Raw genomic sequence first — 22,162 nt, 5'->3', positions numbered from 1 at the left:
CGGCGGCGGGGGATCGGTTGAGGGCCGTACGCCGAAGCTCGGAGCGGGTCTCGAGCGGTGTGCGGCGGGTCAGCGGGGTCTTCTTCATCGGTCCAGCCCGACCGCGCCGTGGATCTGCTTGACGACACTGCCGAGCTGACCCATCGAATACGCCAGCGTCTTCACCACGCCGACGTGATCCTGCGCGGCCTGGTGGGTCATCTTCGCGGTCTTGTAGTCCCACTCCAGGTCGCCGTACTTTGCCTGAATCCAGTCGGCGATCCAAGCGTCGCGGTAGGCGACCGTCACCCCGGCCGACCGCACCTGTGGGCAATCCGTGTGCAGCGTCGCCTCGTACACCGCCATCTGGTACGCCTTCGCCGCGACAGCCTCAGCCGACGAAGCAGCCTTCAGCGCCTTCCCTGCCTCGAACATTGCGCGGACCGCCCACTGGTGGTGCCGCTTCGCGTCGAGCAGGCTCAGCGGGTCGACGTAGAGGGACGGGTCGTCCCACTCCATCTGTTCGCCGTGGTCGGTCCGGCTCACTGGTCGGCGCCAACAGGCTCAGCGACCTTCTCAGCGCGCTTCTCGGCAGCCCGCCGCAGCGACGCCATCACCTGGTCGGCCTCGGCCTGCGTCAGCTCCGTCGCCGACTTCACCTTGCGCTTGACCACCGCGACCGCGTAGTCCAGCTTCTCGGCCTTCTCGTCCAGGCCGGCGCTGACAAACAACGCCTGCATGTCCTTGAGCTGCTCGGCGTTGATGCGCGGCTCCTGCGGCTGCTGCTGGGCGGCGAGCTTCTCCTCGACCCGTTCCACCTTCTGGCGGCGGGCTGCGGCCTCGGCCAGCACGGCGTCCTCGTCGTCGTTGTCCGGCGCCAGGCCGGTTACGGCGCACAGGCAGTACCGGCGCGCGTAGGTGACAGCGGACCCGACCTCCTGCGGGGTGCCACGACCGGGCAGGGGATACATCCCCTCGATCATTTCGCCGGAGATGTGCCGCAGCTCGTACACCAGCACCAACTGCTCACCGGCCATCGTCGGGCGCGAGGTGAATGACAGGCCGAGCTTGCCGAGCAGGGGCAGCAGCTGGCGGGAGATCTCGGCCAGGTCGGCGTACTGGTACGTGTACTTGCCGCCGGACTTGGTGGGCACCTCCGCCCTGTTGTTCTTGGCGATGTGCGGTAGTTGGGTCTGCAGGTCAGCGAGCGCCGCGTTGATGCCGGCGGGAACGGTCTCGGTGGTCATCAGTAGATCCCCTCGCTGTAGCGGCGCTGCGCGTAGTAGGGCAGCGAGATGCGTTCGACGGTGTTGGAGTAGCCAGGCCAGACGCCCGACTCGAGGCAGCTGCGGTAGATCTCGCGGGCCTGGACGTTGCGCTCGTGGCCGATCTTCAAGGCGACGTCGTCGAGGTCGACCACGGTCACCAGGTAGGGCGGGTTCTTGTCCTGGAACACGAACCAGAACTCGGCGTCCGGGGCGACCAGGTCGAGGTGGACGGCGCCCGACAGATACCAGTCGGCCTGCATGTAGTAGCCGAACTCGTCGACCTTCTTCGCGATGTGGCCCGGCTCGGCGCTGGTGCTCGTCTTGTAGTCGCCGACCAGGTGCGACAGCCAGTCCAGCCGGGCACGGCACGGCACACCCGTCTCGGGGTCGGTCCAGAACAGCGACTGCTCGGCGAGTCCGGGGCCGGAGAAAAGGGGGCCGGCGATCGGGTGCTCCCGAACCTTCGCCGCCATGGCCTGAACCTGGTCGAACTCGCGCGGCAGGACGGGGATGTCGCCGCGGTCGTACGCGGCGTCGCGCTCGGTCTGCGCCTTCTTTGTCAGGTAGTTGCCGGCGTCGACCACGTGCAGCTCGGAGCCCTCACCGAGGACGACCTTGTGGGCAGCGTGGCCCAGGTCGAATTCGCGCTTACGGGGGGTCGGGTTGTCCTGGCTGTGGCGGTAGAGGGCCGGGCAGGACGGGTGCAGGAGCTTCTTCGCGCCGGAGAACGACAGTGCCGGGTGGGCGTGGTAATCGTCCTCCGGCATGTCGACGATGCCTTCGAGGGCTGCCGGCTCCATGACGGCGGTCATCGGTTGGCCTCCCACAGGTCGCAGTGGAGGATCGGGCCGGGCGGCACGGGCTTGTCGTTGGTGATGCAGTCAGGACAGTCATCGATGCCGGGCTTGCCGAACGGGTTGTCAGGGTCGGTATGCGCCGGGCACAGCGCGAGCCACGGCTTCCCAGCGAGGCTGACGCCCAATTCGCACCACTCACCACCGGTCAGCCCGACGTCCGGTTCGCCGGGGTCCTGCTCGAAGTGCTCGCAGGTCTTGCAGCCCCGGTTGTCCGGGTTCGCCCAGCAACGGTCGACATGCTCAAGGGCGCGTTTCCGGCTCGACTCGGTCCGGGGACAGCAGGGGCAGCCGTACCGGGTGACCTGGATGACGCGCAGCTCGGCGGTCACAGATCCACCGACCTTGCGACGCTGCGATCCCAGCCCGCGGTGCATGTCGCACACTCCGGGCCGTCGCCGTACTCGCCGCAGATCACACACCGGTCAGCGGCCCACTGGTCGAGCTTGGTCTCCATCGCCGCCCACGGGTCGGAGCTGTGACGGACGAAGATCGGGAGCAGGGTGTCGGTCACTGGTCGTCACCTTCGATCGGCTCGACGTGCGTCAAGGCGATGCAGCCCGAAACGTTGTTGAGCCAGACGACCGGCGTGTGACCGGAGAGCACCTCCGCTGCCGTTTGGGTCGTGGAACGTCGGCCTTCGCCTGAGCGGACGCCCGGCCAGTACCGCACCGGAGTGCCGATCGGGTTGTCGCGGTTGAAGCGCTCGACCGTCTTGCGGTCAGCAGCTTTCACCTTGAAGTCGCTCACTGGGTCCTTCCTTCGGAAGTCTCGGCCTCGTCGCGGCGGTGGTAGTTCGGGCTGGCCGGGCAGATCACGCAGCGCGGCTTCGACCCCGGCGGCCGGCACGGGTTGTCGGGCACGTTCGCCGCCGTCTCAGGGGTGCACTTGAGCGGGACGGGGGAGTGGGAGGTCATGAGGGCTCGCCGCCGCTCGTCTCGTTGAGCAAGCGACCCAAGATGACGCAGCGGGAGCAGGTCACCATGGACTCTGGATCAGTGGTGGGCACGCCTTTGCAAGCCCAAAACTGGCACTCAAGTTGATCGAGAAAGTCAACGAGATCGTCAACTAGCACTGGAGAGAGCTGCCCGATGGCGCTCACGCCGCACCCAGCTCAAGTTGCTGCGGGCCGACGAGGTGGGTGTAGTACTCGTCGAAGACCGCGTCGAACAGGAACCGGTCGCGCTCGTAGTAGCCCTTGACCGGACGCTCCCGGCCGTTCAGCAGGGCCGGAACCTCTTCGGGCTCGCGGTTGTACTCAGCGACGTAGGCGGCCTTGACGCGCTTGCCGAACACCGAACCGATCGAAGCGATGTCGGCCTTGCTGACTCCACGCTCGACGAGGTACGGCTGGACCATGAGCAGGCGGTCCTCGGCGGCGATCTCGGGCTTCTCGCCTTTGTAGACCGCCCAGGTGTGGCGGGCCAGGGACTCGCACCACTTCGGGTCGACAATGCCGCCCATGGCCTGAATGACGCTGAGATCGAGGCGCGCCGCCGTTGCTCGCCGTTGTTCGTCGTCGCCGGCGCCGAGCGCGACGATGGCGCGGCTCTCGTCTTCGTACCGGCCGGTCTTGCGGATGGCGGGAAGAACCTCGTGCGTCACCCAGCGCTTGAAGACCCTCGCCTCGGCTTTACGGCTTCGAAGGATCAGCGAGTACATGCCCGGCTCGTTGACGACGGTGACCTGCTGCTCCCCGCCGGGGGTGTCCATGGTGTGGACGCCCTTCTCGTCCTCGTCGAGGAGAGCGAGGGAGCTACGTGGGTTGCCCAGCGCAAGAGCTGAGGTGATGTCTGAGGCGAAGAACCAAGGGTCTCCGCCGATGACGATGGTGCGGAGTTCGTGCTCGCCGAACTCGAATGCTCTGGTGATGGTGGACAACGTCCAACCTCCAAAGATCGGGATTGGTGACCAGCGAGGCGTTGCCCTGCTGTCGCCATCAGCTTACAGTAAAAGTCACAGAACTAGTGCACCTAGAAGTCACATAACTCAGGAGTGCGAACCGTGACGATCACCGCGACACCCCCAACCGCCGATGCGAGTCACAGAACTCAGCACAGAAACCCGTACGATCACGACATGGCGAAGCGCGTCCTCAAGGGCATCCAAGAACTCCGGCGCGACCTCAAGGCAGTCGTAGAACTGGTCACCGCAGGCACGCACGTCGTCTTCACTCGTCACGGCAAAACCGTTGCCGTGCTCGTGCCGATGGAGTGGTACCGAGAGGCTGCCGAGAAGATGGGCGAGCCCACCGAGCTCTGAGTCATCACCCCGGCTCCCGCGTCTCCGCCACCGGCTCCCCGCCCCGCTGCCCCGGAATGCTGACCAGCGGTGCCGCCGCGTCCTCACACGCCCGCAACACCCGGCGCCGTTTACGCGCGACCAGACGGCTGCGGACGCCGGCCACCACCACACCACCCACCGCCACCACAACCAGTGCCGGAACCACAGGCCACGCCAGGACAGCAGCGCCCGCATCCTCCAGCCACCTCACCGCGACCGCCAGCCCGAGTTGCCGCGCAGCCGCCGCAGGTTCGGATCCGTGTGGCCCTCACCGACCCGATGCCGCGGGCCAGCAGGGACAGCAGCAGGCTCCGGCTCCGGGTCAGGCCGGCGCATCGGGACCGGCGCCTGCGGCAACGGGGCCGCCTCCACCTTGATCTCCCCGTCCTTCACCCCGTCGGCGAACCGGTCCAGCAACCCCACCGCGTCCAGCAGACGGGCCTGCGTCGGCCGGTTGTCGTCGCCCTTCAACTGCTGCACCAGACGGCCCAGATACATCTGCGCCTGCCGTGCGTTGTCCAAAGCCTGCTGCTCCGGGGTGCGGCTTGACGGCCACACGTGGGTGTCACTCACCGGGATCGCCGCCGCCCCAACCCTCGGCCTGCGCCGCCGCTTGAGCGGCCTGACGCCGGGCCTCAGCCGCGCACAACCCCACCGCCTCGGACACCACACCCGCGGCCTGGTGCTCGTCCAGCCACTCGTTGAGCTTCCGGACCGTCTCCGTCGTGTCCTTCGCAGCGTTCAACGCGGCCGGGGAACTCGACGGGCGCTCGTTCCAGTTGACGAACCGGCGCCGGTAATGCCCGCCGTTCTGGTTGCGGGGGGCGGTCATTGGGGATCACCGCCCGCTTCAGAGCGAAAGGCTCGACTGCGCCACGCAACGGCGTCCTCGAAGTCAACGCCGGCCGCCTCAGCGCACGCAGCGTCCTCAGGCCGGTCGCCGACCATAAGCCCCATGTACGGCGGGTAGATCTCGCCGGGCCGTCGGGCGGCAAGGTCTAGCGCCGACTCGATCAGCAACCCCGCCTTAGGCTTGCGGCACCAGCAGCGAGCCATCTCTGGGTGTTCGGCGTTCGGGTGGTGGCGGCAGTAGGCCATCTTGTCGAAGAGTTGCCCGGCCTGCCGGTGGGTCTCCATCATGGCGGCGGCGACCTGCCGCTCGTCGACGATGCCGAGGGCGATGCCGCCCTGGTTGCTTACGCCGATGATCCGGCCGCCGCCGGCCTTCCACCGGCGCATCATCTCGACCGCCTCCGGGAAGACGACGACGTCTTCGGGGCCGTTGACGAAACGGCCGAGGGCGTCGTCCTTGCCCTGCCGGACAGTGCCGTCGATGTCGAGGTAGAGCACAGGCGTTGGCTTGTCAGTCACCGGTTGCCGCCCTCGCCGCCCTCGAGCGGCTGGTCGTCCAGCCAGTGCGCGGTGTCGAACCGGTCCCCGCAGCAGCGCCCGTGCAGGTCGGAGTACCGCGGGTTGCCCAGCAGCACCAGCAGCTCAACGTCCAGGTCCAGATCGGCCATGACGCGGCGCGCGTACCGCTCCGCCCCGAGGCTCGTCCGCCGCCACCGCAGCAGCACCCGCAGGCGCAGCCACGCCCACCCGGCACCAACCGTGCGGGCCCACTCGGCGGCGAACGACTTCACCAACGCGACCAAGGTGACCGCGGCGACCAGCATCAGCAGTCCCCACACGGCGAGGCGGGGCACGTCGTGGACGACAACGAACGTCAACACGTCATCGAAGGTCACGCCGCACCACCCCGGCGCAGCGCCTTCAAGCCGGTCGCCAGCGCGCTGGTCCACAACTCGGCCAGCCACGCCGCCCGCGGCTTCCGCGACGGCAGCACAGGGGACGGGACAGGTTCGGGCAGCGGGATCACCGCGGTCGGGCCCTCGCCGACCAGCGGCTTGAAGGCCAGCGGTCGCGCCGGCTCGACCACCTTCGCCAACTCGCCGGTCTCGGCGGCATACCGACGCGGCTGGTAGGCGGTCTTGTTCTGGTTGGCGCCCGACGACCGGTGCCGGCCACGCTTGCGGTACTCCAGCAGGTCAACGGTCAGCTCACCGGTGTCGGCGAGACGGGAATCGAAAGGCATGAAACACCCCAGGCAAGAGAACGGAAGGATTTCGGAAGAACGGAGATCAGGAATGGGGGAGTGAGTCCCAGATCCGCGGCGTCGCATCAGGGCGCGGCACGGCGCGCCACTGGCTGAGGCCCGGATCGTCCTGCCGGTCGGCCAAAGACCACTCGGCCTTCTTCGGCTTGGTGGCCGGCGGCGGGGGAGGACCGATCAGCCGGGACTGGCGGTCAGCGTCACGGGCGGCGAGGAACGCGCCGAGCTCTTCGGACGCCCACGTTGGGATGTGCTTCGCCGCGGACAGGCGCAGCCACCACCAGCGGCGGGCGGTCATGCGGCAACCGCCCGACGCTCGAGCACAGCAGACATCAGCCGCTCGCCCAGAAATTCGGTGTACGCCGGCGGGATACCTTCTGTGCAGCCATCACGGCTCGCCCACGGCATACCCATCGCCTCACGGGCCCGGTCAGCAGCAAACCCATACCCGCGGCCACCATTCACGCCCTGCTCGCCGTGCCCGTACACCCCGCCGACCAGTCGGCCGCGGCATGTGCATGCCGGAACAAGCAGCGGGAACGAGGTCAGGAACAGGCGGTGCCGCCGCAGGATCCGCCAGTTGCCGCGCGAGTCCTCAGCGCCAAGACCGAACATGGACCCGCACAGGCGGATCGCACCGGGCATGTGCGCCCGGACGGCCTTGCTCTCCACGTTCTCAATCACGAACGGCAGGCCAGACTCCCGCAGGCGGGTCACTGTGTGCGGCAGCAACCAGCCCGTGCCCCGATCGTTCAGGCCGAAAGCCATCGTCACCGAATGGTCCTCGCACGGCGGGGAGGCATGCACCGCGTCGAAGCCAACGAGCGACCACGTCGAGGCGTCGCCCTGGTGGAATTCGTACGGGTAGCGCGGCTGGGAGTCGATGTCCACGCCGACCACGTCGAAGCCAGCGCGGGCATAGCCAGTCCCGGCGCCGCCCTCGCAGCAAAAGAGGTCCAACAGCCGCGGCTTCATGCGGCTACCCCGCGCAGATCCCAGAACAACGGTTCGGCGAACACGTCGTCGCCCATGTCCAGGCACTCGCAGTCGTCGCCGGCCAGGCAGCCGCACCGCTTGACCGGGATCGTGCACGTCGGGGTGATGGGTGTGCCATCGAGTCGGGTGCGGCTGGTGGTCTTCACGGCCGTCGGGCTAGCATTCATATCGGTCAACATCACTTTCCTCGTCAAAGTGCGTTGGTCAGGAAGAGAAGCCCCGGGCCTGCACGCCTGGGGCTTCCGCGTTCAGGAAGTCAGCGCCGGCGAGGCGGCCAGCACGTCCGGCGCCAGAGCCGGGAACGGCAGCACCTCGGCGGTCATCCACGGGTGCTTACGGACCTCAGCAAGGGCGGCTGGGGTGTTGTCGAAGGTCTGCTCCACGCCGCGGAACGACAGGACGGCCTTACCGCCGGGCAGGGGCTGGATCGTCGCGGGGGTCATGCGGCGGCCCCTGCGAGTGCGACACGCCTTACTCGGGCCACAGCCTGCCTGTTGTAGAGCGGACTCTCGGTCGCGATCGCGTGCAATTCGGCGGCGAGGGCTACGACGAGGTTTGGGTAGGTCGTCAACGAATGACGGACCTGGAGCGGCCACCAAGCGGCCGACTTCGAATATGGGCGACTGTGCCGGCGGAAGCGCTTAAGCACGTTCTCGCTGCAACCGACGTAGAGCAGGCGACCTTGCGCGTCGAAGAACCGGTACACCGTCGGCTCGAGGATGTCGGCCAGGATGCAGTCGTCGCACCCCTCCATGTCCTTCGGCGGATCGATGGACACCTCGCAGTTGGTGATCCAAGCGCCGCACAATGCAGCGGCCCCACGCATCTCGTTGCCGGTGTAGTGGCCGGGGTACGAGTGATCCACAAGGTGCAGCCACTTGCCGGTGTAGCCGCGAAGCCAGACGTGTGGCGGCAACGGGTGATCGACGCTGTAGATGCCGTTCATGCGACTGCGTTCCGGCGGTTGCGCGGAGTTGTCCGACTGGCGCCCGAGTGGCGAGTCATCTCTAGGGCCTGCGCTAATCCGTTGCTTGCGCTGCGCCCAAGGTTGCGGTGAGCAAGGTCGCCGCCTTCTGCATGACGGGAGACAAGGAGTTCCAGTTGCCGGGGGGTCATCCCGCGGAAGTCGCCACGCTTGGTGTGTTCGAGAATGCCTGCACGGCAGTCGAGGGTGAGCTGGCGCAGGGCGAAGCCGGTGCGCTCTGCCACCTCGGGAAGGCTGTAGACGACGCCATCTCCGTGACCTACGCCGCGGAGCTCATTGGTCGCCTCATGAAGCAACCGGGCGGCTTCGTTAAGGAGCATGGCTGCTCGTTCCGGCTCGCCAGCGCCGGGCTTCATGCCGCGGCCTTGACTCTGCGCTGGGCGTCCTTGGTGAGCAGCGTGTAGCGCTCGTCCGCGGGGATGGCGAGCGCATCGCACAGGCGGACGAACAGCGGTGGGCTCGGGTTGCGTTTGCCTCGTTCGAGGAGGCTGACGTGGGTGACGTGAACACCGCACTGCGCCGCAAGGTCAGCCATGGTCCGGCCGCTGTACTTGCGCTTGATGCGGAGCTTGACGCCGTCGATCTCAACGCCAGCCGGTTCAGCTGTGGTGTCCTTCGGCATGCAAAGAACCCTACCGAACAAGACAACTCTCGACAACCCGCGACATGCTAACGTGGCCTAGTTCGACCAGTATCTATACCGTTCTAGATCGGGTTAGACTTTGTGAGACGAACGGGGACTGACAAGATGGGCACCGTGAGCGCCGCTGACACCACCCCCCAAGACGCCGACAACCGCCGCCGTCTAGCCGATGCAGTTCGCACCCGACGCCTTGAGCTGGGCTTGAGCGTCCGAGCCGCAGCAGCACAGACTCGCGTCGCCCGCGACACCTGGATCGGCTTGGAGGAAGCCACCAGGCGTACCGCCGAAACCAACTACGCCGGCATCGAAGACACCCTCCAATGGGCACGCGGCGCCATCCGGATCATCCTCGACGGTGGCGAGCCTGTAACAGCCTCACCCGCCGAAAGCGCCCCGAAGCGGGGGACCTTCATCAGTCACGACTCTGCCGACACCACTCTTATCCGGATCATGAACGACCCCAGCCTCACCGACGCACAGAAAGCCAAGATCGTGCGCGCGGTAATCATCGAGCAGCAACGCGTCGGCGAGCAGTACGCCGATGAACTGATCGCGCAGGCTCGCGCCGAGCAGCAGTAACCGGGCGGTCCGGCAGCAGCAGTGTGTCCACTGCGTGCAACTCGCCCTCGTCGCCGGTGTTGAACAGATGACCATAGGTGTTCATGGTCAACAAGTAGTTGCTGTGACCCAACCGCACTTGGATCTTCTTCGCCGACCAGCCCGCCCCGATCAGGTCCGAAGCATGACTGTGCCGAAGATCGTGGAACCTGGGCGTCCGGTGCAGCCGTGACTCGCACGCGCACGTCGACACCTCATCCACCCGCAGGTGCCGGCGCACCCCCTTGGACGGCTTCGGTGGCTCCGGTGGGGGATGCTCAGCACACCGCTGCGCCGCCGCGATCGCCTGACGCCAGTAGTTGTTCCGCAACGTCGACGGATCGCAGATCCCGCCTTGTGGCGCCGTGAACACGTGATCGGCCGGACGCTTCCCGGCTACCTGTTCCCGCAGCACCCGCGAACCGGTAACCCCGACGGTGATGTCCCGGCGCCCAGCAGCAGACTTCGGCGGCCCGAACCGTCGACCGCCCCGGCGCGGCCCGGACTTCAGTGTCCGGCGCACCTTCACCACCCCACCCGCCCCGTGCAGATGAACGTCCTCGACCCGCAACGCAATCAACTCACCGATCCGCATCCCCGTCGCCAGGGCCGCCAGCATCATGCTGCGGACCAGCGGCCGGCAGTGCGCGAGGATCAGCTCGCGTTCCTCATGAGTCAAATAGATGGCGTCGTGCTTCTCCACCTTCGGCAAACCCGCCGGGTTCCGGCGCGCGCCTGCGGGCCGGGCCGCAGGGTTCACCGCGATCCAGCGGGGAACAGCAGCTCCGAGGCAGTGGTGCAGCGTGTCGAAGATGTTCCGAACGGTCTGAGCCGAGATTGTCCGGTCGGTGAGGACTTTGTTGCGGCTGCCCTTGGTGGCCCGCTGGGCGGATACCCATCCCACCCATTGCTTGATCGTGTCCGGGGTGACATCGGACACGCGCAGGTGCCCCATCCACGGGACCACCCGCAACATGAGGTCGCGCCGGTAGCGGCGGATCGATTCAGGGTCCAGGTCGGCCCGGTTTCCCAGCTCGGCTAGCCACGTGTCGACCCACTGCTTCACCGTCGGCGTCGCCGAGCTGGCGCCGGTGTCTTCACCGAGGATGGCGGCGTACAGCTCGGGGCGGGTCATGTCATGGTTGCGGGCCTTCAGCAACTCGTGGGCGAGCTCGGCCACCTCGAGGGCATCCTCAGGGGTTGGCCCGCGGAAGGTGCACGACTGGGCGGCGCCGGCGCTGGACCCGCCGAGCCTCCACCACACTCGGTAAGCGTCGCCGCGCCGTTGGATCGTCGCCATGCGGGGACGCTACCGGAAACGACTGCATCCCTGGATGCATCCACACGGTCATTCCTGGACTCTGTTTGGTCGTACACGGTCGAGATCACCAGGGCTGACCTGCATCTTCGCAGGTCAGAATCTGCTCCCTGAAGATGTACGACATCTCCGGCTGGAGCCACCGCCTGCTCTGGGGTGCCCCCGTCGACATCAGCCGCTTCGCCGCGCCTCGGGTCGCTTCCGTGCCGGTGTCGGCCGCCACCGGCACCGGCACGGTCACCGCCGGTCGGGGTCAGGATCTCGCCCTCACCCTGAGCGACGGCTCCGACGTACGGGCTGTGAACGCCCTGCTCGACCGGAACATCAAGCTGACCCGGACCGGAGCGGCCACGGTCGTGGTTCCGGCCTCGGCACGGCGCCAGGCCGAGGAGGTGGCCGACCTTCACGGCGTACGCTTCGAGGCCGCTCGCCGTGCCCCCGCCGGCGCTCCCTTCGCCAAGCCGGCCCTGGCCGCCGCGGTCGCCGCCGACGAGCTGTTCGTCCTGCGGGAGATGGGTTTCGACGTGCAGCCGGTCTCGACCGCCCTGCTCAACGGCGGCGCCACGCTCACCGGCGTCGACACGCTGATCGTCTCGTCGGGCCTCAACTACACCCAGCTGAACGCCACCGGCAGGGCCACGGTCGACGCCTTCCTGGCCGCGGGCGGCGGCGTGGTGACCAGAGGCGCCACCGGGGCCGCCTTCAACACCGCAGCCGCCCTGCTGCCCGCCACCGCAGTCACCGGCCGCGGCGACGCGAACGGCGTGGTGGCCGTCGACAACCCGGGCCCGGTGGTCGGCGCCGGCTCCCTGCCGAACTCCTTCGTCTACTCGCCGCTCTGGTTCACCGGCACCGGCTTCAACGTCGAACAGCGCTACGCGGCGACGGACCCCCTGGTCGCCGGCCATTGGCAGCCCACGTCGCCCGGCGTCGCCGGCCCCGACCAGGCCGCGGGCCAGGCATCGGTGATCTCCGGCACGACCGCCGCCGGCAGCCGGGCCGTCCTCTTCGGCACCGAACCCCTGTTCCGAGCCCACCCCAAGGGTCTCTACGCCCAGTTCGCCCGAGCCCTGTTCTGGACGTCGGCCTGATGCCTCAGGCGCCGCGCTGCACGACGGCCGGGCCGACCAGCGCCGTGAGCGTGTCGCCCAGTTGGTCGGCGAGGTCCTTGATGTTCTTGTAGCGCAGGCACCGATGGCCTTGAACGTCGAACTTGACCTCGTCCGAGTCCCGGCACAGCAACACCGTGGGCACGTTGCGCCCCCACGCGTAGCCGACTTCCAGGTAGACGTTCGGATTGGCCCCGGTCAGGTCGGCCACGACCACTCGCGCGTCCGCGATCTTCGAAGTCATCTTGGCCACGACGTCGCCGACGAACTGAACCTCGTCCATGCGTTCGCAGATCAGCCCGGTCCGCCGGATCGGATCCGCGATGCCGAAGTGGAAGACGTCGATGAACTCGTCGGCGAACGGCATGGCCACGAAGGCGCGCTCCTTCTGTGACGTGTCATAGCCGACCGAACGCAGATGGCGAGCCGTCCGCGAAGCGATGCCCGGGGTGGCGAACGGGGAGCGGGCCGAGACGCTGTGCGAGGGGACGATGCGCCGGAGGGCCGCTCGTAGCCGTTCGGCCCGGCGTTCGTCGCGGTCGACGAAGACGACCGATCGAAGGGCCGCCGGCATTGTGCGCGCGGTCAACGCGTCGAAGACACCGGCGAGCTGCGATTCGAACGCCTCGGCCTCGTCCAGGCCGAAACCGGGACCATGGATGGTCATGACAATGTCCCGGGCCTCGGGGCATTCCGCGGCGGCCACGGTAAGCGCCCGCTCGCCGATGCTGCGGATGTCCCGGTAGTCGAAATCCTCGATCGGAGGCACGCCCAGGAACAGCACGGTGCGCGCCAACAACCGGCCACGGCTTTGAACAACGAGGTGCTCACCCACAGCGGGTAGCCGATCGTCGTCCAGCGTCAGACGCGTCGCGGCCGCGCGATCCACGCCGTAGCCGTATTGCGCGTACTTCAGCGCAAGGACGTCGGCCGGGCGGGCAAACGCATCGGCGCATTCGACGTCGATCGCAATGTCAGGGTTTCGCATCCATGCGTCCTGCCGGGGAGAAGGAACATCCATGTGACTCCCTCGACAGGCTTTCCACAACCCCCGCGGTGTGTCGAGTTGGCGACGCGTCGGACCGTGCGGCGGGCGAAGGGATGGGTCGCCTTGGCCGCGCCCATCGTCGATACCGGCGTCGATGGCTGTGGGGTGAATCCCGCGGCGCTGCTAAGCGTCCGTCGTCAGAGGTTGCACTGCGGTGAAGGGTGCGCTCAGCAGACCCACCGCTGTCCGTACCTGGTAGCGGCTGCGTCCCCGCTTCAGGACGGTGCCGGTGAGGCCGTGGTACTTGCCGGCGCCGGTCAGCCGGACCCGCTCGCCGACCCGGACCGGCGCTGCTGCCTGTGGCGGGGGTTGCTGCAGCAGGCGGGCCAGTTCACTCTCGTAGCGAGGGTGCATCGGCGCCGGACGGCCGCTGCGGGTCCAGGTGTAGCGGGCGGCCAGGTCGAAGCCGGGGGAACAGTTCGGGCAGGAACGGACCCGGATGGGCTGCCGGTGGGCCGTCACCCGGTGGCCGGCCGGGCAGCTTCCCTCCCAGGCGCCCTCGACCCGGGGCGCGTCCGCGGGTATGCACCGCGTCGGTGAGCAGCCGAGGCGTTTCGCGGTAGCGCGCCACACCCGGTCGTGGCCGTGGCCTGGGCCGGTCAGCGCGTGGGCGATCTCGTGCAGGATCGTGTCGGTCACCTGCTCGGCGGAGTGCAGGGCGGTCAGGACCCGGGAGAGGCCGATCTGCTTCCGGTCGTAGCGGCACACCCCGGCCCGGGTGCGGGCGTTGTCGAAGATCAGGCGCCAGCCGGTCAGACCGTGCTTGTTCATCAGGTCGGTGGCGAGTTCCCTCGCTTCGGCCACGTCCACGTCCGTTGCTCCAGTTTCACGGTTCAGTGCAGCATGCCCGCTGCGTAGAGCAGTTGACCGAGGTCGGCCACGCACTCGCCGGTCCAGATTACCGAGCCGGCGGCGACGGCGACCGGCACGGCGACCAGCGTCATCAGGCGGGCGGCGTAGCGAGGCGCGAGCAGCGACGCCACCCGGCGGGGGACCACGCCGGCGCCGCGCAGGTCGCGCCGGCCGGGCGCCATCGACAGGCCGAGCCGGGCCTCCGAGGCGCTTCGGGCGGCGGCGCCGATCGCGCGGGCCACCACGCGGCGGTCGCCGAGTTGTTCGGCCGCGCGCTCGTCGGCGGCCCGCTCGACCAGGAAGTCGATGCGCCTGGTCAGTCCCCAGAAGACCGGATGCACGGCCGCGGCCAGCCGAGCGAACAGCACCAGAGCGTGGTGCCGGGATTCGAGGTGGGCTCGCTCGTGGGCCAGCAGAGCACCGTACTGCTGGTCGTCGAGGACCGACCGCATGCCGGTGGTCACCACGACCCGGCCGGGCGGGCCGGGCACGGCGAACGCCTCCACCCGCGCGTCGTCGATCATCGTGACCCGGTCGGCGTCGACGGGCAGGCCCCGGAACTCGCGGGTGACGTTCATCTCGCGCCGGTGCAGGCGCCAGACACGGACCAGGCCGGCGACGGCGGCCACGAACAGCGACGCCGACAGGACGGACACCCACGGCTCGCGTTCGGTGTCGGCTCGCACGACCGCGTCCGAGTAACCCAGCCAGAGCCCGACCGCGTGCACCTCGGCCACGGCCTTGAGGGCGAACGCGGCCAGGCTGACCAGGCAGGCGGCCGAGGCGGTGACGATCGAGAGGACCAGGACGGTGACCGCAGCCTCCGGGCGCAGCCGGTCGGCCAGCCACCGGACCGCCAGGGCCACCAGCACCGGACAAACCACAACGGAGACCACGAAGTGGTCGAACATGTCCCCTCCCTCACGCGGAGCACCCCAGTCTCACACCCCGCGCGGTGGACCTGAAGCGTGCTTGAAGTCATAAGGTCGACGCCATGGGGGTCATCCAAGGTCATGTGCGCGTCTTCTACCAACTGCTGGTCAACACCCTGCTCGTGTCGGTCACCAACTTCACGGTCTGGTTCGCGATCACCTTCTACACGTACATCGAAACCCGCTCGGTCTTCGCCACCGGCGTCATCTCGGGCATCTTCCTGGTCCTCACCGCTCTGACCGGCATCTGGTTCGGCAGCCTGGTCGACCACCGCCCCAAGAAGCTGATGATGCAGATCTCGGCCGGGGTGTCCTTGACGCTGTACGTGGTGGCGCTGGTCCTCTACCAGGTGACCCCGCGCGAGGAGTTCCGGGACCCGGCGAGCGTGACCCTCTGGATCTTGATCGTGCTGCTCATGGTCGGGGTCATCGCGGGCAACATCCGTACGATCGCCCTGCCCACGATGGTGACGGCGCTCATCGAGGAGGACACGCGGGACCGCGCGAACGGCCTGGTCGGCACCGCCTCCGGGGTGTCGTTCCTGGTCACCTCGGTGATCAGCGGCCTGCTGGTGGCGCTGGGCGGCATGTTCTGGGTGCTCGTGGTGGCCCTGGTCGTGCTCGGCCTGTCGATCGTGCACCTGGGTCTCGTACGGGTCCCGACCGGCCTGACCGAGGCAGCCGCAGCGCCCGCCCAGCCCGCGAAGGTCACGGCGGCAACCGGCGAGCCCGCCTCCGGCGACGCCACCGTCAGCAACATCGACCTCCGCGGCACGATACGGGTCATCGCCCAGGTGCCCGGCCTGACCGCGCTGATCATCTTCTCGGCCTTCAACAACCTGCTCGGCGGCATCTTCATGGCGCTGCTCGACGCGTACGGCCTGTCGATGATGTCGGTGCAGGGCTGGGGTCTGCTGTGGGGCGTCCTGAGCACGGGGTTCATCGTCGGCGGCCTGCTGATCTCGCGGACCGGCCTGGGCCGCAACCCGGTCCGCCTCCTCCTGCTGATCAACATCGTCTGCTGGACGGTGACCCTGCTCTTCCCCCTGCGCGACTCGGTCGTCTGGCTGACCGTCGGCCTGTACCTGTACATGCTGGTGGTGCCGTACGCCGAGGCCGCCGAGCAGACGATCCTGCAGAAGGTCGTCCCCTACGAGCGTCAGGGCCGCGTGTTCGGCTTCGCCCAGAGCGTCGAACAGGCGGCGTCACCCTTGACGGCGTTCCTGATCGCCCCGGTCGCCCAGTTCGTCTTCATCCCGTACATGACCGACGGCGCCGGGGCCCGCCTGATCGGCGACTGGTTCGGCACCGGCCCTGCCCGCGGCCTGGCGCTGGTCTTCGTCCTCACCGGAATAGCCGGCCTGATCGCCACCGTCATCGCCCTGCGAAGCCGCCCCTACCGCCGCCTGAGCAAGCGCTACACACAGGCCCCCGACACCGTTGCCGTCAGCGGCTGACACGTGGCAGCCGCCGGGTCGGCGCTGCGCGCTCTATTTCTGAGTGATGCCGCGCAGCAGGTTGCGCAGCAGGGCATCGACGAAAGGGAGCGTCAGGGGCTCGGCCGGCATCAGGAGGCGGTGGTAGCAGGCGCCCCAGAGCTGATCGATGATCACCTGAAGGTCGACGTCGGGGGCGATCTGGCCGGCCTGCTGGGCCCGGCGCAGGCGTTCCACGGCCAGGGTGCGTCGCGGGACGGTGTACTGCTCGGCCAGCACGGCGGCCAGGTCGGGGTCGTGCTGGGCAGCGCCGACCAGGGCGGCGATCACCGGGCCGCCGCGGTCGGCGGTCAGCAGGCGTACGAAGGAATGCAGCTGACTGCGCAGGTCGCGCTCGATGTCGCCGGTGTCCTCGAAGGCCAGCCGGTGCTCGACGGCCGCCGAGTAGGCCTCGAAGGCCAGCGCGCCGGGGGAGGGCCACCACTTGTACAGGGTCATCTTGCTGACGCCGGCCCGCTGCGCGATCTTGTCGAAGGTCAGGCCGGCCAGGCCGCTCTCGAACAGCATCTCGCCGGCCGCGGTCAGGGCGGCGGCGCGGACGGCCTCGGCGGGACGGCGGCCGCGGCCGCGCCGGAGCCCGTTCTGCAGGTCACTCACCCTTGCAGTATATGGACAAGGCGTCTACTTTTAAATGGACAGCTTGTCTACAAAATGTGAGGGATGGTCACTATGAGCAGGGTTTGCGATCGTCACCGGCGGTTCGGGCGGCATCGGCCGGGCGGTGGCCGAGCGTCTCGCGGCTGACGGTCTGGCCGTGGTCGTGCACTACGCGGCCAACCAGGCGGCCGCCGAGGAGGTCGTCGCCAAGATCACGGCGGACGGCGGCCAGGCTTTCGCGTACGGCGGTGACGTGGCCGACGAGCAGGCCATGACCTCGATGTTCGACGCGGCCGAGGAGCGCTTCGGCGGTGTCGACGTGGTCGTCAACCCGGCCGGCATCATGCTGCTGGCCCCGGTGACCGAGATGAAGCTCGACGACTTCGACCGCATGATGCGCACCAACATCCGCGGCACATTCGTGGTCTCACAGCTGGCCGCGCGCCGGCTGCGCAGCGGGGGAGCGCTCGTCAACGTCTCGACGTCGGTGGTCCGGCTGCAGCAGCCGACGTACGCGGCGTACGCGGCCACCAAGGGCGCCGTCGAGGCCATGACCCTGATCCTGGCCCGCGAGCTGCGCGGCCGCGACATCACGGTCAACGCCGTGGCGCCCGGGCCGACCGAGACGCCGCTCTTCCTCGACGGCAAGCCGCAGGAGTTGATCGACCGGGTGGCCGCGGCCAACCCGTTCGGGCGCCTCGGCACGCCGGACGACATCGCCCGCAGCGTCTCGTTCCTGGCCGGCCCGGACGGCCGCTGGATCAACGGCCAGACCCTGTACGCCAACGGCGGCGCCGCCTGACCTCAGCCGCGGTTTGGCTGCGATCCGGCTTGGTTCGGCTCGGGCGCGCCGGCGGGCTGCGGGGCTGGTTCGGCTCGGCCGCGCCGGGGCTCCGATCAGGCGAACAGCTTCAGATCCACGGCGGCGGCGAGCGCCTCCATTCCGGCGTCGTTCGGGTGGAGGTGGTCGCCGGTGTCGTAGCGGCTGTTGTAGCGGGTCGGGGCGTCCGGGTTGTGCGTGGCCGTGTCGAAGTCGATCACCGCGTCGCAGCCGCTGCCGTCGGCCTTGATGAAGTCGTTCACCGCGTCCCGCCCGGCCTCGCCCTCGGCGTTCCAGTAGCCCGCGCCCTCGTACGGCGTGAGGGTCGCGCAGAAGATCTTGATGCCCGCGTCGTGGCTGCGCTGGATCAGCTGCTGCATTCCGGCGATCAGCTCGTCGCCGCTGGGCGGGTTGTCGCCGCCGAGGTCGTTGATCGCAGCATCCGACACGATGACCCACTTGACCCCGGTCTGACCGAGAACGTCCCGGTCGAAGCGGTCGACTGCGCTCTGCCCGGCGCCGTCCCCCAGGAGCATGTTGCCGCTGATGCCGGCGTTCAGCACGCCGACCGGCTGACCCGCCGTGACCAGCCGCCGGGCCAGTTGGTCGGGCCAGCGCCGGTTCTCGTTGAAGGTCGAGTCGAAGCCGTCGGTGATCGAGGCGCCGAGCGTGACGACCGCGCCCGCCGCGTCGGGATTCTGCACGTCGATGCCGGCCAGGAACGCGTAGTTGTCGAACGTCTGGACGCCGCTCAGCGAGCCCTTGGTGCTCTGGTTGCCCGCGACGACATAATTGTTGCGGTTGGCGAACGTGTGCTGGGTGACCGAGCCGATGCGCTCGGGGACGTAGGCGCTGACCGCCACGTCGCCGCCCGCCGGCAGGGTGAACCGGACCGGGTCGCTGACCTTGGTCTGGCCGGCCTCGATGGTCACCGAGTCGCCGCCGTCGAAGGTCACGTGCGCGTTGGTCTTCGCGTCGACCGTGCTGGTGCGCAGGTGGTTGGCGAGATACACGGCGCTGACGGTCAGCGGGTCGCTGCCGAACTCGTTCGAGAGCCTGATCCGTACGGTGTCACCGCCGACACTCGTGCGGACCACCTGGCGTACGGTCTGCTGCTCGAAACCGCGCCCGCCGTTCTGGACGGCCACCGCCCAGGTGCCCGTCCACGGCGTCTCGCCCGGCGTCGCCGACTGGCTGGGCCGGCTGTTCGTGCCGGGCGTGGGGCCGGCGCCGGCTGTCTCTCGCGACGAGTCGCGCCGCACGAACACGACCGCTGCCACCACGAGGACCACGAGGGCTGCCGAGATCGCTAGCGTCGTCTTCCTGGTCCATTTCACCGCGACCACGGTACTGGGTGCGATCACTCCTTCCCGTTACCGGTGAGCTGGGAGGTTCCTGACAGTACGGTGTACGCGTGACGCGGATCTCAGGCGCCGGTACGGCATGCTGACGGGGTGACCGATCTGCGTGTGCTGCGCGGCGGCGAGTCGTCGCCCACCTACCTGTTGCTGCACGGCCTCGGGGCGACCGCCGACGTCTGGCACGGCCTGACCGGGCTGCTCGGGGACGCGTCCTGGGTGGCTCCGGATCTGCCGGGGCACGGGGGATCGTCCCCGCTGCCGTCGTACTCGTTCGCGGGCGTCGCCTCCGCAGTGTCGAGCCTGATCGACCCGCGCGGGACGGTGATCGTGGGGCACTCCTTCGGCGGCGTGGTCGGACTGCACCTCGCCGGGCGCCCCGGGGTGCTCGCGGTGGCGGGGCTGGGCATCAAGTCGGCCTGGTCGGACGAGGAACTGGCCAAGGCGGCCGCGATGGCGCAGCGGCCGGCGCCCACCTACACGACCCGGGCCGAGGCGGCACAGCGGCACCTTCGGGTGGCCGGGCTCGAGGGCCTGATGTTCGAGGCGCCCGACGCGGCGGTCGTCGAGACCGGCGACGGCTGGCGACCGGCCTTCGACCAGCGGGCCTTCGGGATCGGTGACCCGCAGGTCGACGTGCTGGTTGCGGCCTCGCCGGTGCCGGTCGTGCTCGCGCGGGGCGAACACGACCGGATGGTGCCGGCTTCGAGCGCGCCGGTGGCGCTGCCCGGACTGGGTCACAACGCCCACGTCGAAGATCCGGGCGCGCTGCTCGCCCTGCTCAGTACGCCGCCGCTCAGGCCGCTTGTCTGACGCCGTTCACCGGTCGATCCGTTGGTTCGAGGCCGTTCACCGGTCGATCCGCCTCGTCGAGGTCGGCGCGTCGTCGTCCGCTCAGCCGTGCGGCTTGACGCCGATCACCGCGCCGTTCGCGCCCGGGGCGTCGAAATGGACGGTGTTGATGTCGGTGAAGCCGGCGGCGGCCAGCCACGCGGCGTACTCGGCGTCGGAGTAGTTGCGGCCGCCCTCGGTCTCGATCAGCATGTTCATGCCCATGAGGGCGGCTGCGGCGGGGCCCGTACGGTCGGCGTTGAGCAGCAACTCCGAGATCACGACACGGCCGCCGGGCGCCAGGGCCTCGTACGCGTGAGAAAGTAGCCGCTGATTGGTCGGCTCGTCCCAGTCGTGCAGGATCATGCTGAAGAGCACGACGTCATGTCCGCCGGGGAGGCCGTCGCCGGTGAGGAAGTCGCCGGCCGTGGTGGCGATGCGGTCGCCCAGCCCCGCCTCGGCGACGTTGGCGGCGGCGATCTCGCAGACGTGGGGCAGGTCGAAAACGGTGGCGCTGAGGCCGGGCAGCGAACGGCACAGTTCGATCGCGTACGCCCCCGAGCCGCCGCCCACGTCGAGCAGCCGGGTGCTGCCGCTGAGGTCGACGTGCCGCCCGAGCGCCTTGGCGGTGAAGATCGACGTCGAGTACATCGCGCCCCAGAAACTCTGCAGCATCTGCGGGTCGGCCGTGTCGAACATGGACTCCTGCGTGGCCGGATCCCAGGTGAGCGGCCGGTCGGTGCGCAGGGCCTCGCCGACCCGGTGCCAGGGCAGATAGGTGCGCTCGTCGCAGTAGGTGACCTGGCCGCCGAAGTAGTACGGCTTGCCCTTGACCAGGAACTCCTCGGCCAATTCGGTGTTGCGGTAGCCGTCGCCGTGCCGCTCCAGCAACCCGAGGGAAGCGCACGCCGTGAGCAGCAGATCGGCCGGCCGGTCGGGCAGCCCCAGCTCTCCCTCGGCCGCGGCGACCGTGATCGTCCGCCCGCCGGACAGCTTGGTGAAGAGCTCGAGCTCCACCGCCGCGGCGAACGTCTTGAAACTCCAGAACCCGGTGACCAGCCCCATCAGAGGCGTCGGTGTCGGCATGCTCATGGATCGATGATCATACCTGGAATTTATACAAGGCCGGCTGAGTTGAAATGCCGCCATGCGCGTCCGGTGTGTGTCGTGAGCGGCCGCCGGCTCGACGTCCTGCGGACGCTGCAGGAGTCCGGCGAGCCGCTGAGCATCGGCGAGATCGCCCGCCGCCTGAGCGTGCACGTCAACACCGCCCGATTCCACCTCGAAGCGCTGACCGGGACCGGACAGGCGGAACTGGTCGAGACCCAGCCGAACGGCCCGGGCCGGCCCCCTCTGAAGTACCGCGCCCACCGAGGCATGGATCCGGCCGGCCCGCGCAACTACCGCTTCCTCGCCGACATCCTGACCGCCGAGCTGGCCGAGACCCCCGACCCGTCCGCGACCGCCGCCGAGATCGGGCGGCGCTGGGGTGCCCGTTCCACTGTGCCGCCGGAGCGGCCGATGACCACCGCCCAGAGCGTCGCGTGGCTGACCCGGATGCTCGCCGAGCTCGGCTTCGAGCCCGAGCCTGGCCACGGCGAGATCTCTTTGCGCAACTGCCCGTTCCTCGATGTGGTGGAACCACACAACCGGGTCACCTGCGGGCTGCATCTCGGCTTCATGCAGGGCGCCGTCGAGCGGGCCGGGGCCGCGCTCGAGGTCACCGAGCTGATCCCGTTCGCCTCGCCGTACCGGTGCCAGGTGGCCTACCGGCCTTCGCGCCGGGCTTCTTCGGGCTGACGCTCTCCCTCGTGTCAGAGGTTTCGTACGTGCCGAGCCGCCTTTCTCGCGCCGCCGACTGGCATGCTCTTGTGCGATCGGCCCCGGTCTGTTCTTGTGCAGTCGGGCCGGCCTTTCCTCGTGGGGTCGGGCCGGCCTGTTCCTCCTTGTTGCCGGGCCGCCCGTTCCTGTGCGATCGGGCCGGCTTTCCTCACGCGGTCGCGTCAGTGTGGTGCGGTCAGGCGGCCGTCAGCAGGGCGCCTGAGGTGATGAGGGCGGCGACCTCGACGACGACGTAGGCCAC

At 68.9% G+C, this 22,162-nt stretch carries 34 protein-coding genes; 8 read left to right on the top strand and 26 right to left on the bottom strand.

Translation table 11 applies throughout. The features are described 5' to 3' along the window. Positions 1-84 precede the first annotated feature (84 nt). The 7 genes from KXC43_RS03290 to KXC43_RS03260 all read right to left on the bottom strand — a co-directional run bounded on the left by KXC43_RS03290 (position 85) and on the right by KXC43_RS03260 (position 3,982). On the bottom strand, positions 85-525 hold the full coding sequence (locus tag KXC43_RS03290; RefSeq protein WP_221374341.1) for a hypothetical protein: 441 nt from the start codon (positions 523-525) through the stop codon (positions 85-87). Further along, on the bottom strand, positions 522-1,226 hold the full coding sequence (locus KXC43_RS03285) for an ERF family protein (protein WP_221374340.1): 705 nt from the start codon (positions 1,224-1,226) through the stop codon (positions 522-524). The genes KXC43_RS03290 and KXC43_RS03285 overlap by 4 nt, the downstream gene beginning before the upstream one ends. After that, positions 1,226-2,059: a PD-(D/E)XK nuclease-like domain-containing protein gene (locus tag KXC43_RS03280; RefSeq protein WP_221374339.1), complete on the bottom strand. Its 834-nt coding sequence runs from the start codon at positions 2,057-2,059 to the stop codon at positions 1,226-1,228. The genes KXC43_RS03285 and KXC43_RS03280 overlap by 1 nt, the downstream gene beginning before the upstream one ends. Beyond that, entirely contained in the window at positions 2,056-2,433 is a 378-nt protein-coding gene (locus tag KXC43_RS03275) for a hypothetical protein (protein WP_221374338.1), read from the bottom strand. Before KXC43_RS03275 ends, KXC43_RS03280 begins: the two co-directional genes overlap by 4 nt. Continuing rightward, complete coding sequence (locus tag KXC43_RS03270) at positions 2,430-2,615, bottom strand: hypothetical protein (protein ID WP_221374337.1); 186 nt, start codon at positions 2,613-2,615, stop codon at positions 2,430-2,432. The genes KXC43_RS03275 and KXC43_RS03270 overlap by 4 nt, the downstream gene beginning before the upstream one ends. Continuing rightward, the gene (locus KXC43_RS03265) at positions 2,612-2,851 is read right to left on the bottom strand and encodes a hypothetical protein (protein WP_221374336.1); all 240 of its coding nucleotides are present in this window, start codon (positions 2,849-2,851) and stop codon (positions 2,612-2,614) included. Before KXC43_RS03265 ends, KXC43_RS03270 begins: the two co-directional genes overlap by 4 nt. 348 nt (positions 2,852-3,199) lie before the next feature. After that, entirely contained in the window at positions 3,200-3,982 is a 783-nt protein-coding gene (locus KXC43_RS03260; RefSeq protein WP_255643336.1) for a BRO-N domain-containing protein, read from the bottom strand. Between the two features lie 198 nt (positions 3,983-4,180). Between KXC43_RS03260 and KXC43_RS03255 the strand changes: the two genes are divergently transcribed. After that, positions 4,181-4,363, top strand: a complete 183-nt coding sequence (locus KXC43_RS03255; RefSeq protein WP_221374335.1) for a type II toxin-antitoxin system Phd/YefM family antitoxin — start codon at positions 4,181-4,183, stop codon at positions 4,361-4,363. A gap of 4 nt (positions 4,364-4,367) precedes the next feature. On the opposite strand, the gene KXC43_RS03250 is transcribed toward KXC43_RS03255, so the two are convergent. The 11 genes from KXC43_RS03250 to KXC43_RS03200 all read right to left on the bottom strand — a co-directional run bounded on the left by KXC43_RS03250 (position 4,368) and on the right by KXC43_RS03200 (position 8,439). Beyond that, the gene (locus tag KXC43_RS03250; RefSeq protein ID WP_221374334.1) at positions 4,368-4,595 is read right to left on the bottom strand and encodes a hypothetical protein; all 228 of its coding nucleotides are present in this window, start codon (positions 4,593-4,595) and stop codon (positions 4,368-4,370) included. After that, complete coding sequence (locus KXC43_RS03245) at positions 4,592-4,957, bottom strand: hypothetical protein (protein ID WP_221374333.1); 366 nt, start codon at positions 4,955-4,957, stop codon at positions 4,592-4,594. Before KXC43_RS03245 ends, KXC43_RS03250 begins: the two co-directional genes overlap by 4 nt. Beyond that, complete coding sequence (locus tag KXC43_RS03240) at positions 4,950-5,216, bottom strand: hypothetical protein (protein ID WP_221374332.1); 267 nt, start codon at positions 5,214-5,216, stop codon at positions 4,950-4,952. The genes KXC43_RS03245 and KXC43_RS03240 overlap by 8 nt, the downstream gene beginning before the upstream one ends. Beyond that, the gene (locus KXC43_RS03235) at positions 5,213-5,755 is read right to left on the bottom strand and encodes an HAD family hydrolase (protein WP_221374331.1); all 543 of its coding nucleotides are present in this window, start codon (positions 5,753-5,755) and stop codon (positions 5,213-5,215) included. The genes KXC43_RS03240 and KXC43_RS03235 overlap by 4 nt, the downstream gene beginning before the upstream one ends. Beyond that, on the bottom strand, positions 5,752-6,132 hold the full coding sequence (locus KXC43_RS03230) for a hypothetical protein (protein ID WP_221374330.1): 381 nt from the start codon (positions 6,130-6,132) through the stop codon (positions 5,752-5,754). Before KXC43_RS03230 ends, KXC43_RS03235 begins: the two co-directional genes overlap by 4 nt. After that, the gene (locus KXC43_RS03225; RefSeq protein WP_221374329.1) at positions 6,129-6,479 is read right to left on the bottom strand and encodes a hypothetical protein; all 351 of its coding nucleotides are present in this window, start codon (positions 6,477-6,479) and stop codon (positions 6,129-6,131) included. Before KXC43_RS03225 ends, KXC43_RS03230 begins: the two co-directional genes overlap by 4 nt. Before the next feature lie 46 nt (positions 6,480-6,525). Next, complete coding sequence (locus KXC43_RS03220) at positions 6,526-6,795, bottom strand: hypothetical protein (protein WP_221374328.1); 270 nt, start codon at positions 6,793-6,795, stop codon at positions 6,526-6,528. Next, positions 6,792-7,472, bottom strand: a complete 681-nt coding sequence (locus KXC43_RS03215; RefSeq protein WP_221374327.1) for a DNA cytosine methyltransferase — start codon at positions 7,470-7,472, stop codon at positions 6,792-6,794. Before KXC43_RS03215 ends, KXC43_RS03220 begins: the two co-directional genes overlap by 4 nt. Then, a complete protein-coding gene (locus tag KXC43_RS03210; protein ID WP_221374326.1) occupies positions 7,469-7,639 on the bottom strand; it encodes a hypothetical protein in 171 nt (56 codons plus the stop codon). Before KXC43_RS03210 ends, KXC43_RS03215 begins: the two co-directional genes overlap by 4 nt. Before the next feature lie 102 nt (positions 7,640-7,741). Then, complete coding sequence (locus KXC43_RS03205) at positions 7,742-7,936, bottom strand: hypothetical protein (protein WP_221374325.1); 195 nt, start codon at positions 7,934-7,936, stop codon at positions 7,742-7,744. Next, a complete protein-coding gene (locus tag KXC43_RS03200) occupies positions 7,933-8,439 on the bottom strand; it encodes a GIY-YIG nuclease family protein (RefSeq protein WP_221374324.1) in 507 nt (168 codons plus the stop codon). Before KXC43_RS03200 ends, KXC43_RS03205 begins: the two co-directional genes overlap by 4 nt. A gap of 107 nt (positions 8,440-8,546) precedes the next feature. Between KXC43_RS03200 and KXC43_RS03195 the strand changes: the two genes are divergently transcribed. Next, positions 8,547-8,882, top strand: coding sequence for a hypothetical protein (locus tag KXC43_RS03195; protein ID WP_221374323.1), 336 nt, complete (start codon positions 8,547-8,549; stop codon positions 8,880-8,882). Here the strand turns inward: KXC43_RS03195 and KXC43_RS03190 are convergent. Next, on the bottom strand, positions 8,831-9,100 hold the full coding sequence (locus tag KXC43_RS03190) for a helix-turn-helix domain-containing protein (protein ID WP_221374322.1): 270 nt from the start codon (positions 9,098-9,100) through the stop codon (positions 8,831-8,833). The genes KXC43_RS03195 and KXC43_RS03190 overlap by 52 nt on opposite strands. Before the next feature lie 135 nt (positions 9,101-9,235). Between KXC43_RS03190 and KXC43_RS03185 the strand changes: the two genes are divergently transcribed. Beyond that, a complete protein-coding gene (locus KXC43_RS03185) occupies positions 9,236-9,700 on the top strand; it encodes a hypothetical protein (protein WP_221374321.1) in 465 nt (154 codons plus the stop codon). On the opposite strand, the gene KXC43_RS03180 is transcribed toward KXC43_RS03185, so the two are convergent. After that, on the bottom strand, positions 9,627-11,018 hold the full coding sequence (locus tag KXC43_RS03180; protein WP_221374320.1) for a tyrosine-type recombinase/integrase: 1,392 nt from the start codon (positions 11,016-11,018) through the stop codon (positions 9,627-9,629). The two genes, KXC43_RS03185 and KXC43_RS03180, sit on opposite strands and share 74 nt — an antisense overlap. A gap of 134 nt (positions 11,019-11,152) precedes the next feature. Between KXC43_RS03180 and KXC43_RS03175 the strand changes: the two genes are divergently transcribed. Beyond that, positions 11,153-12,127, top strand: a complete 975-nt coding sequence (locus KXC43_RS03175; RefSeq protein WP_221374319.1) for a hypothetical protein — start codon at positions 11,153-11,155, stop codon at positions 12,125-12,127. Positions 12,128-12,131: 4 nt separating this feature from the next. On the opposite strand, the gene KXC43_RS03170 is transcribed toward KXC43_RS03175, so the two are convergent. From KXC43_RS03170 to KXC43_RS03160, 3 genes are all read right to left on the bottom strand, one after another. Next, on the bottom strand, positions 12,132-13,133 hold the full coding sequence (locus KXC43_RS03170) for a hypothetical protein (protein ID WP_221374318.1): 1,002 nt from the start codon (positions 13,131-13,133) through the stop codon (positions 12,132-12,134). Between the two features lie 183 nt (positions 13,134-13,316). Beyond that, positions 13,317-13,997, bottom strand: a complete 681-nt coding sequence (locus tag KXC43_RS03165; protein ID WP_308128944.1) for a SprT-like domain-containing protein — start codon at positions 13,995-13,997, stop codon at positions 13,317-13,319. Between the two features lie 29 nt (positions 13,998-14,026). Further along, complete coding sequence (locus tag KXC43_RS03160) at positions 14,027-14,956, bottom strand: M56 family metallopeptidase (protein WP_221374316.1); 930 nt, start codon at positions 14,954-14,956, stop codon at positions 14,027-14,029. Between the two features lie 83 nt (positions 14,957-15,039). On the opposite strand from KXC43_RS03160, the gene KXC43_RS03155 reads away from it, so the two are divergent. Then, entirely contained in the window at positions 15,040-16,434 is a 1,395-nt protein-coding gene (locus tag KXC43_RS03155; RefSeq protein ID WP_221374315.1) for an MFS transporter, read from the top strand. 33 nt (positions 16,435-16,467) lie between these two features. On the opposite strand, the gene KXC43_RS03150 is transcribed toward KXC43_RS03155, so the two are convergent. Beyond that, positions 16,468-17,070 (bottom strand): TetR/AcrR family transcriptional regulator, encoded by a 603-nt coding sequence (locus tag KXC43_RS03150; protein WP_308128943.1) that lies wholly within the window; start codon positions 17,068-17,070, stop codon positions 16,468-16,470. A gap of 88 nt (positions 17,071-17,158) precedes the next feature. Between KXC43_RS03150 and KXC43_RS03145 the strand changes: the two genes are divergently transcribed. After that, positions 17,159-17,872 carry an SDR family oxidoreductase gene (locus tag KXC43_RS03145; RefSeq protein ID WP_221374744.1) on the top strand — a complete coding sequence of 238 codons (714 nt, stop codon included), beginning with the start codon at positions 17,159-17,161 and terminating at the stop codon, positions 17,870-17,872. Positions 17,873-17,967: 95 nt separating this feature from the next. Here KXC43_RS03145 and KXC43_RS52570 read toward each other — a convergent pair whose 3' ends face one another. Next, complete coding sequence (locus KXC43_RS52570; protein WP_221374314.1) at positions 17,968-19,227, bottom strand: SGNH/GDSL hydrolase family protein; 1,260 nt, start codon at positions 19,225-19,227, stop codon at positions 17,968-17,970. A 117-nt stretch (positions 19,228-19,344) separates the two neighbouring features. On the opposite strand from KXC43_RS52570, the gene KXC43_RS03135 reads away from it, so the two are divergent. After that, a complete protein-coding gene (locus KXC43_RS03135) occupies positions 19,345-20,061 on the top strand; it encodes an alpha/beta fold hydrolase (protein WP_308128942.1) in 717 nt (238 codons plus the stop codon). A gap of 81 nt (positions 20,062-20,142) precedes the next feature. On the opposite strand, the gene KXC43_RS03130 is transcribed toward KXC43_RS03135, so the two are convergent. Next, complete coding sequence (locus KXC43_RS03130) at positions 20,143-21,165, bottom strand: methyltransferase (RefSeq protein ID WP_221374742.1); 1,023 nt, start codon at positions 21,163-21,165, stop codon at positions 20,143-20,145. 81 nt (positions 21,166-21,246) lie between these two features. Between KXC43_RS03130 and KXC43_RS03125 the strand changes: the two genes are divergently transcribed. Further along, positions 21,247-21,879 (top strand): helix-turn-helix transcriptional regulator, encoded by a 633-nt coding sequence (locus KXC43_RS03125; protein ID WP_221374313.1) that lies wholly within the window; start codon positions 21,247-21,249, stop codon positions 21,877-21,879. Positions 21,880-22,162: the final 283 nt, after the last annotated feature.

The sequence above is a fragment of the Paractinoplanes polyasparticus genome (assembly GCF_019710575.1).
In the GTDB taxonomy this organism is placed as follows: Bacteria; Actinomycetota; Actinomycetes; order Mycobacteriales; family Micromonosporaceae; genus Actinoplanes; species Actinoplanes polyasparticus.
The sequence above is the reverse complement of the archived record's forward strand: the minus strand, read 5'-3'. Positions and strand labels throughout refer to the sequence as shown.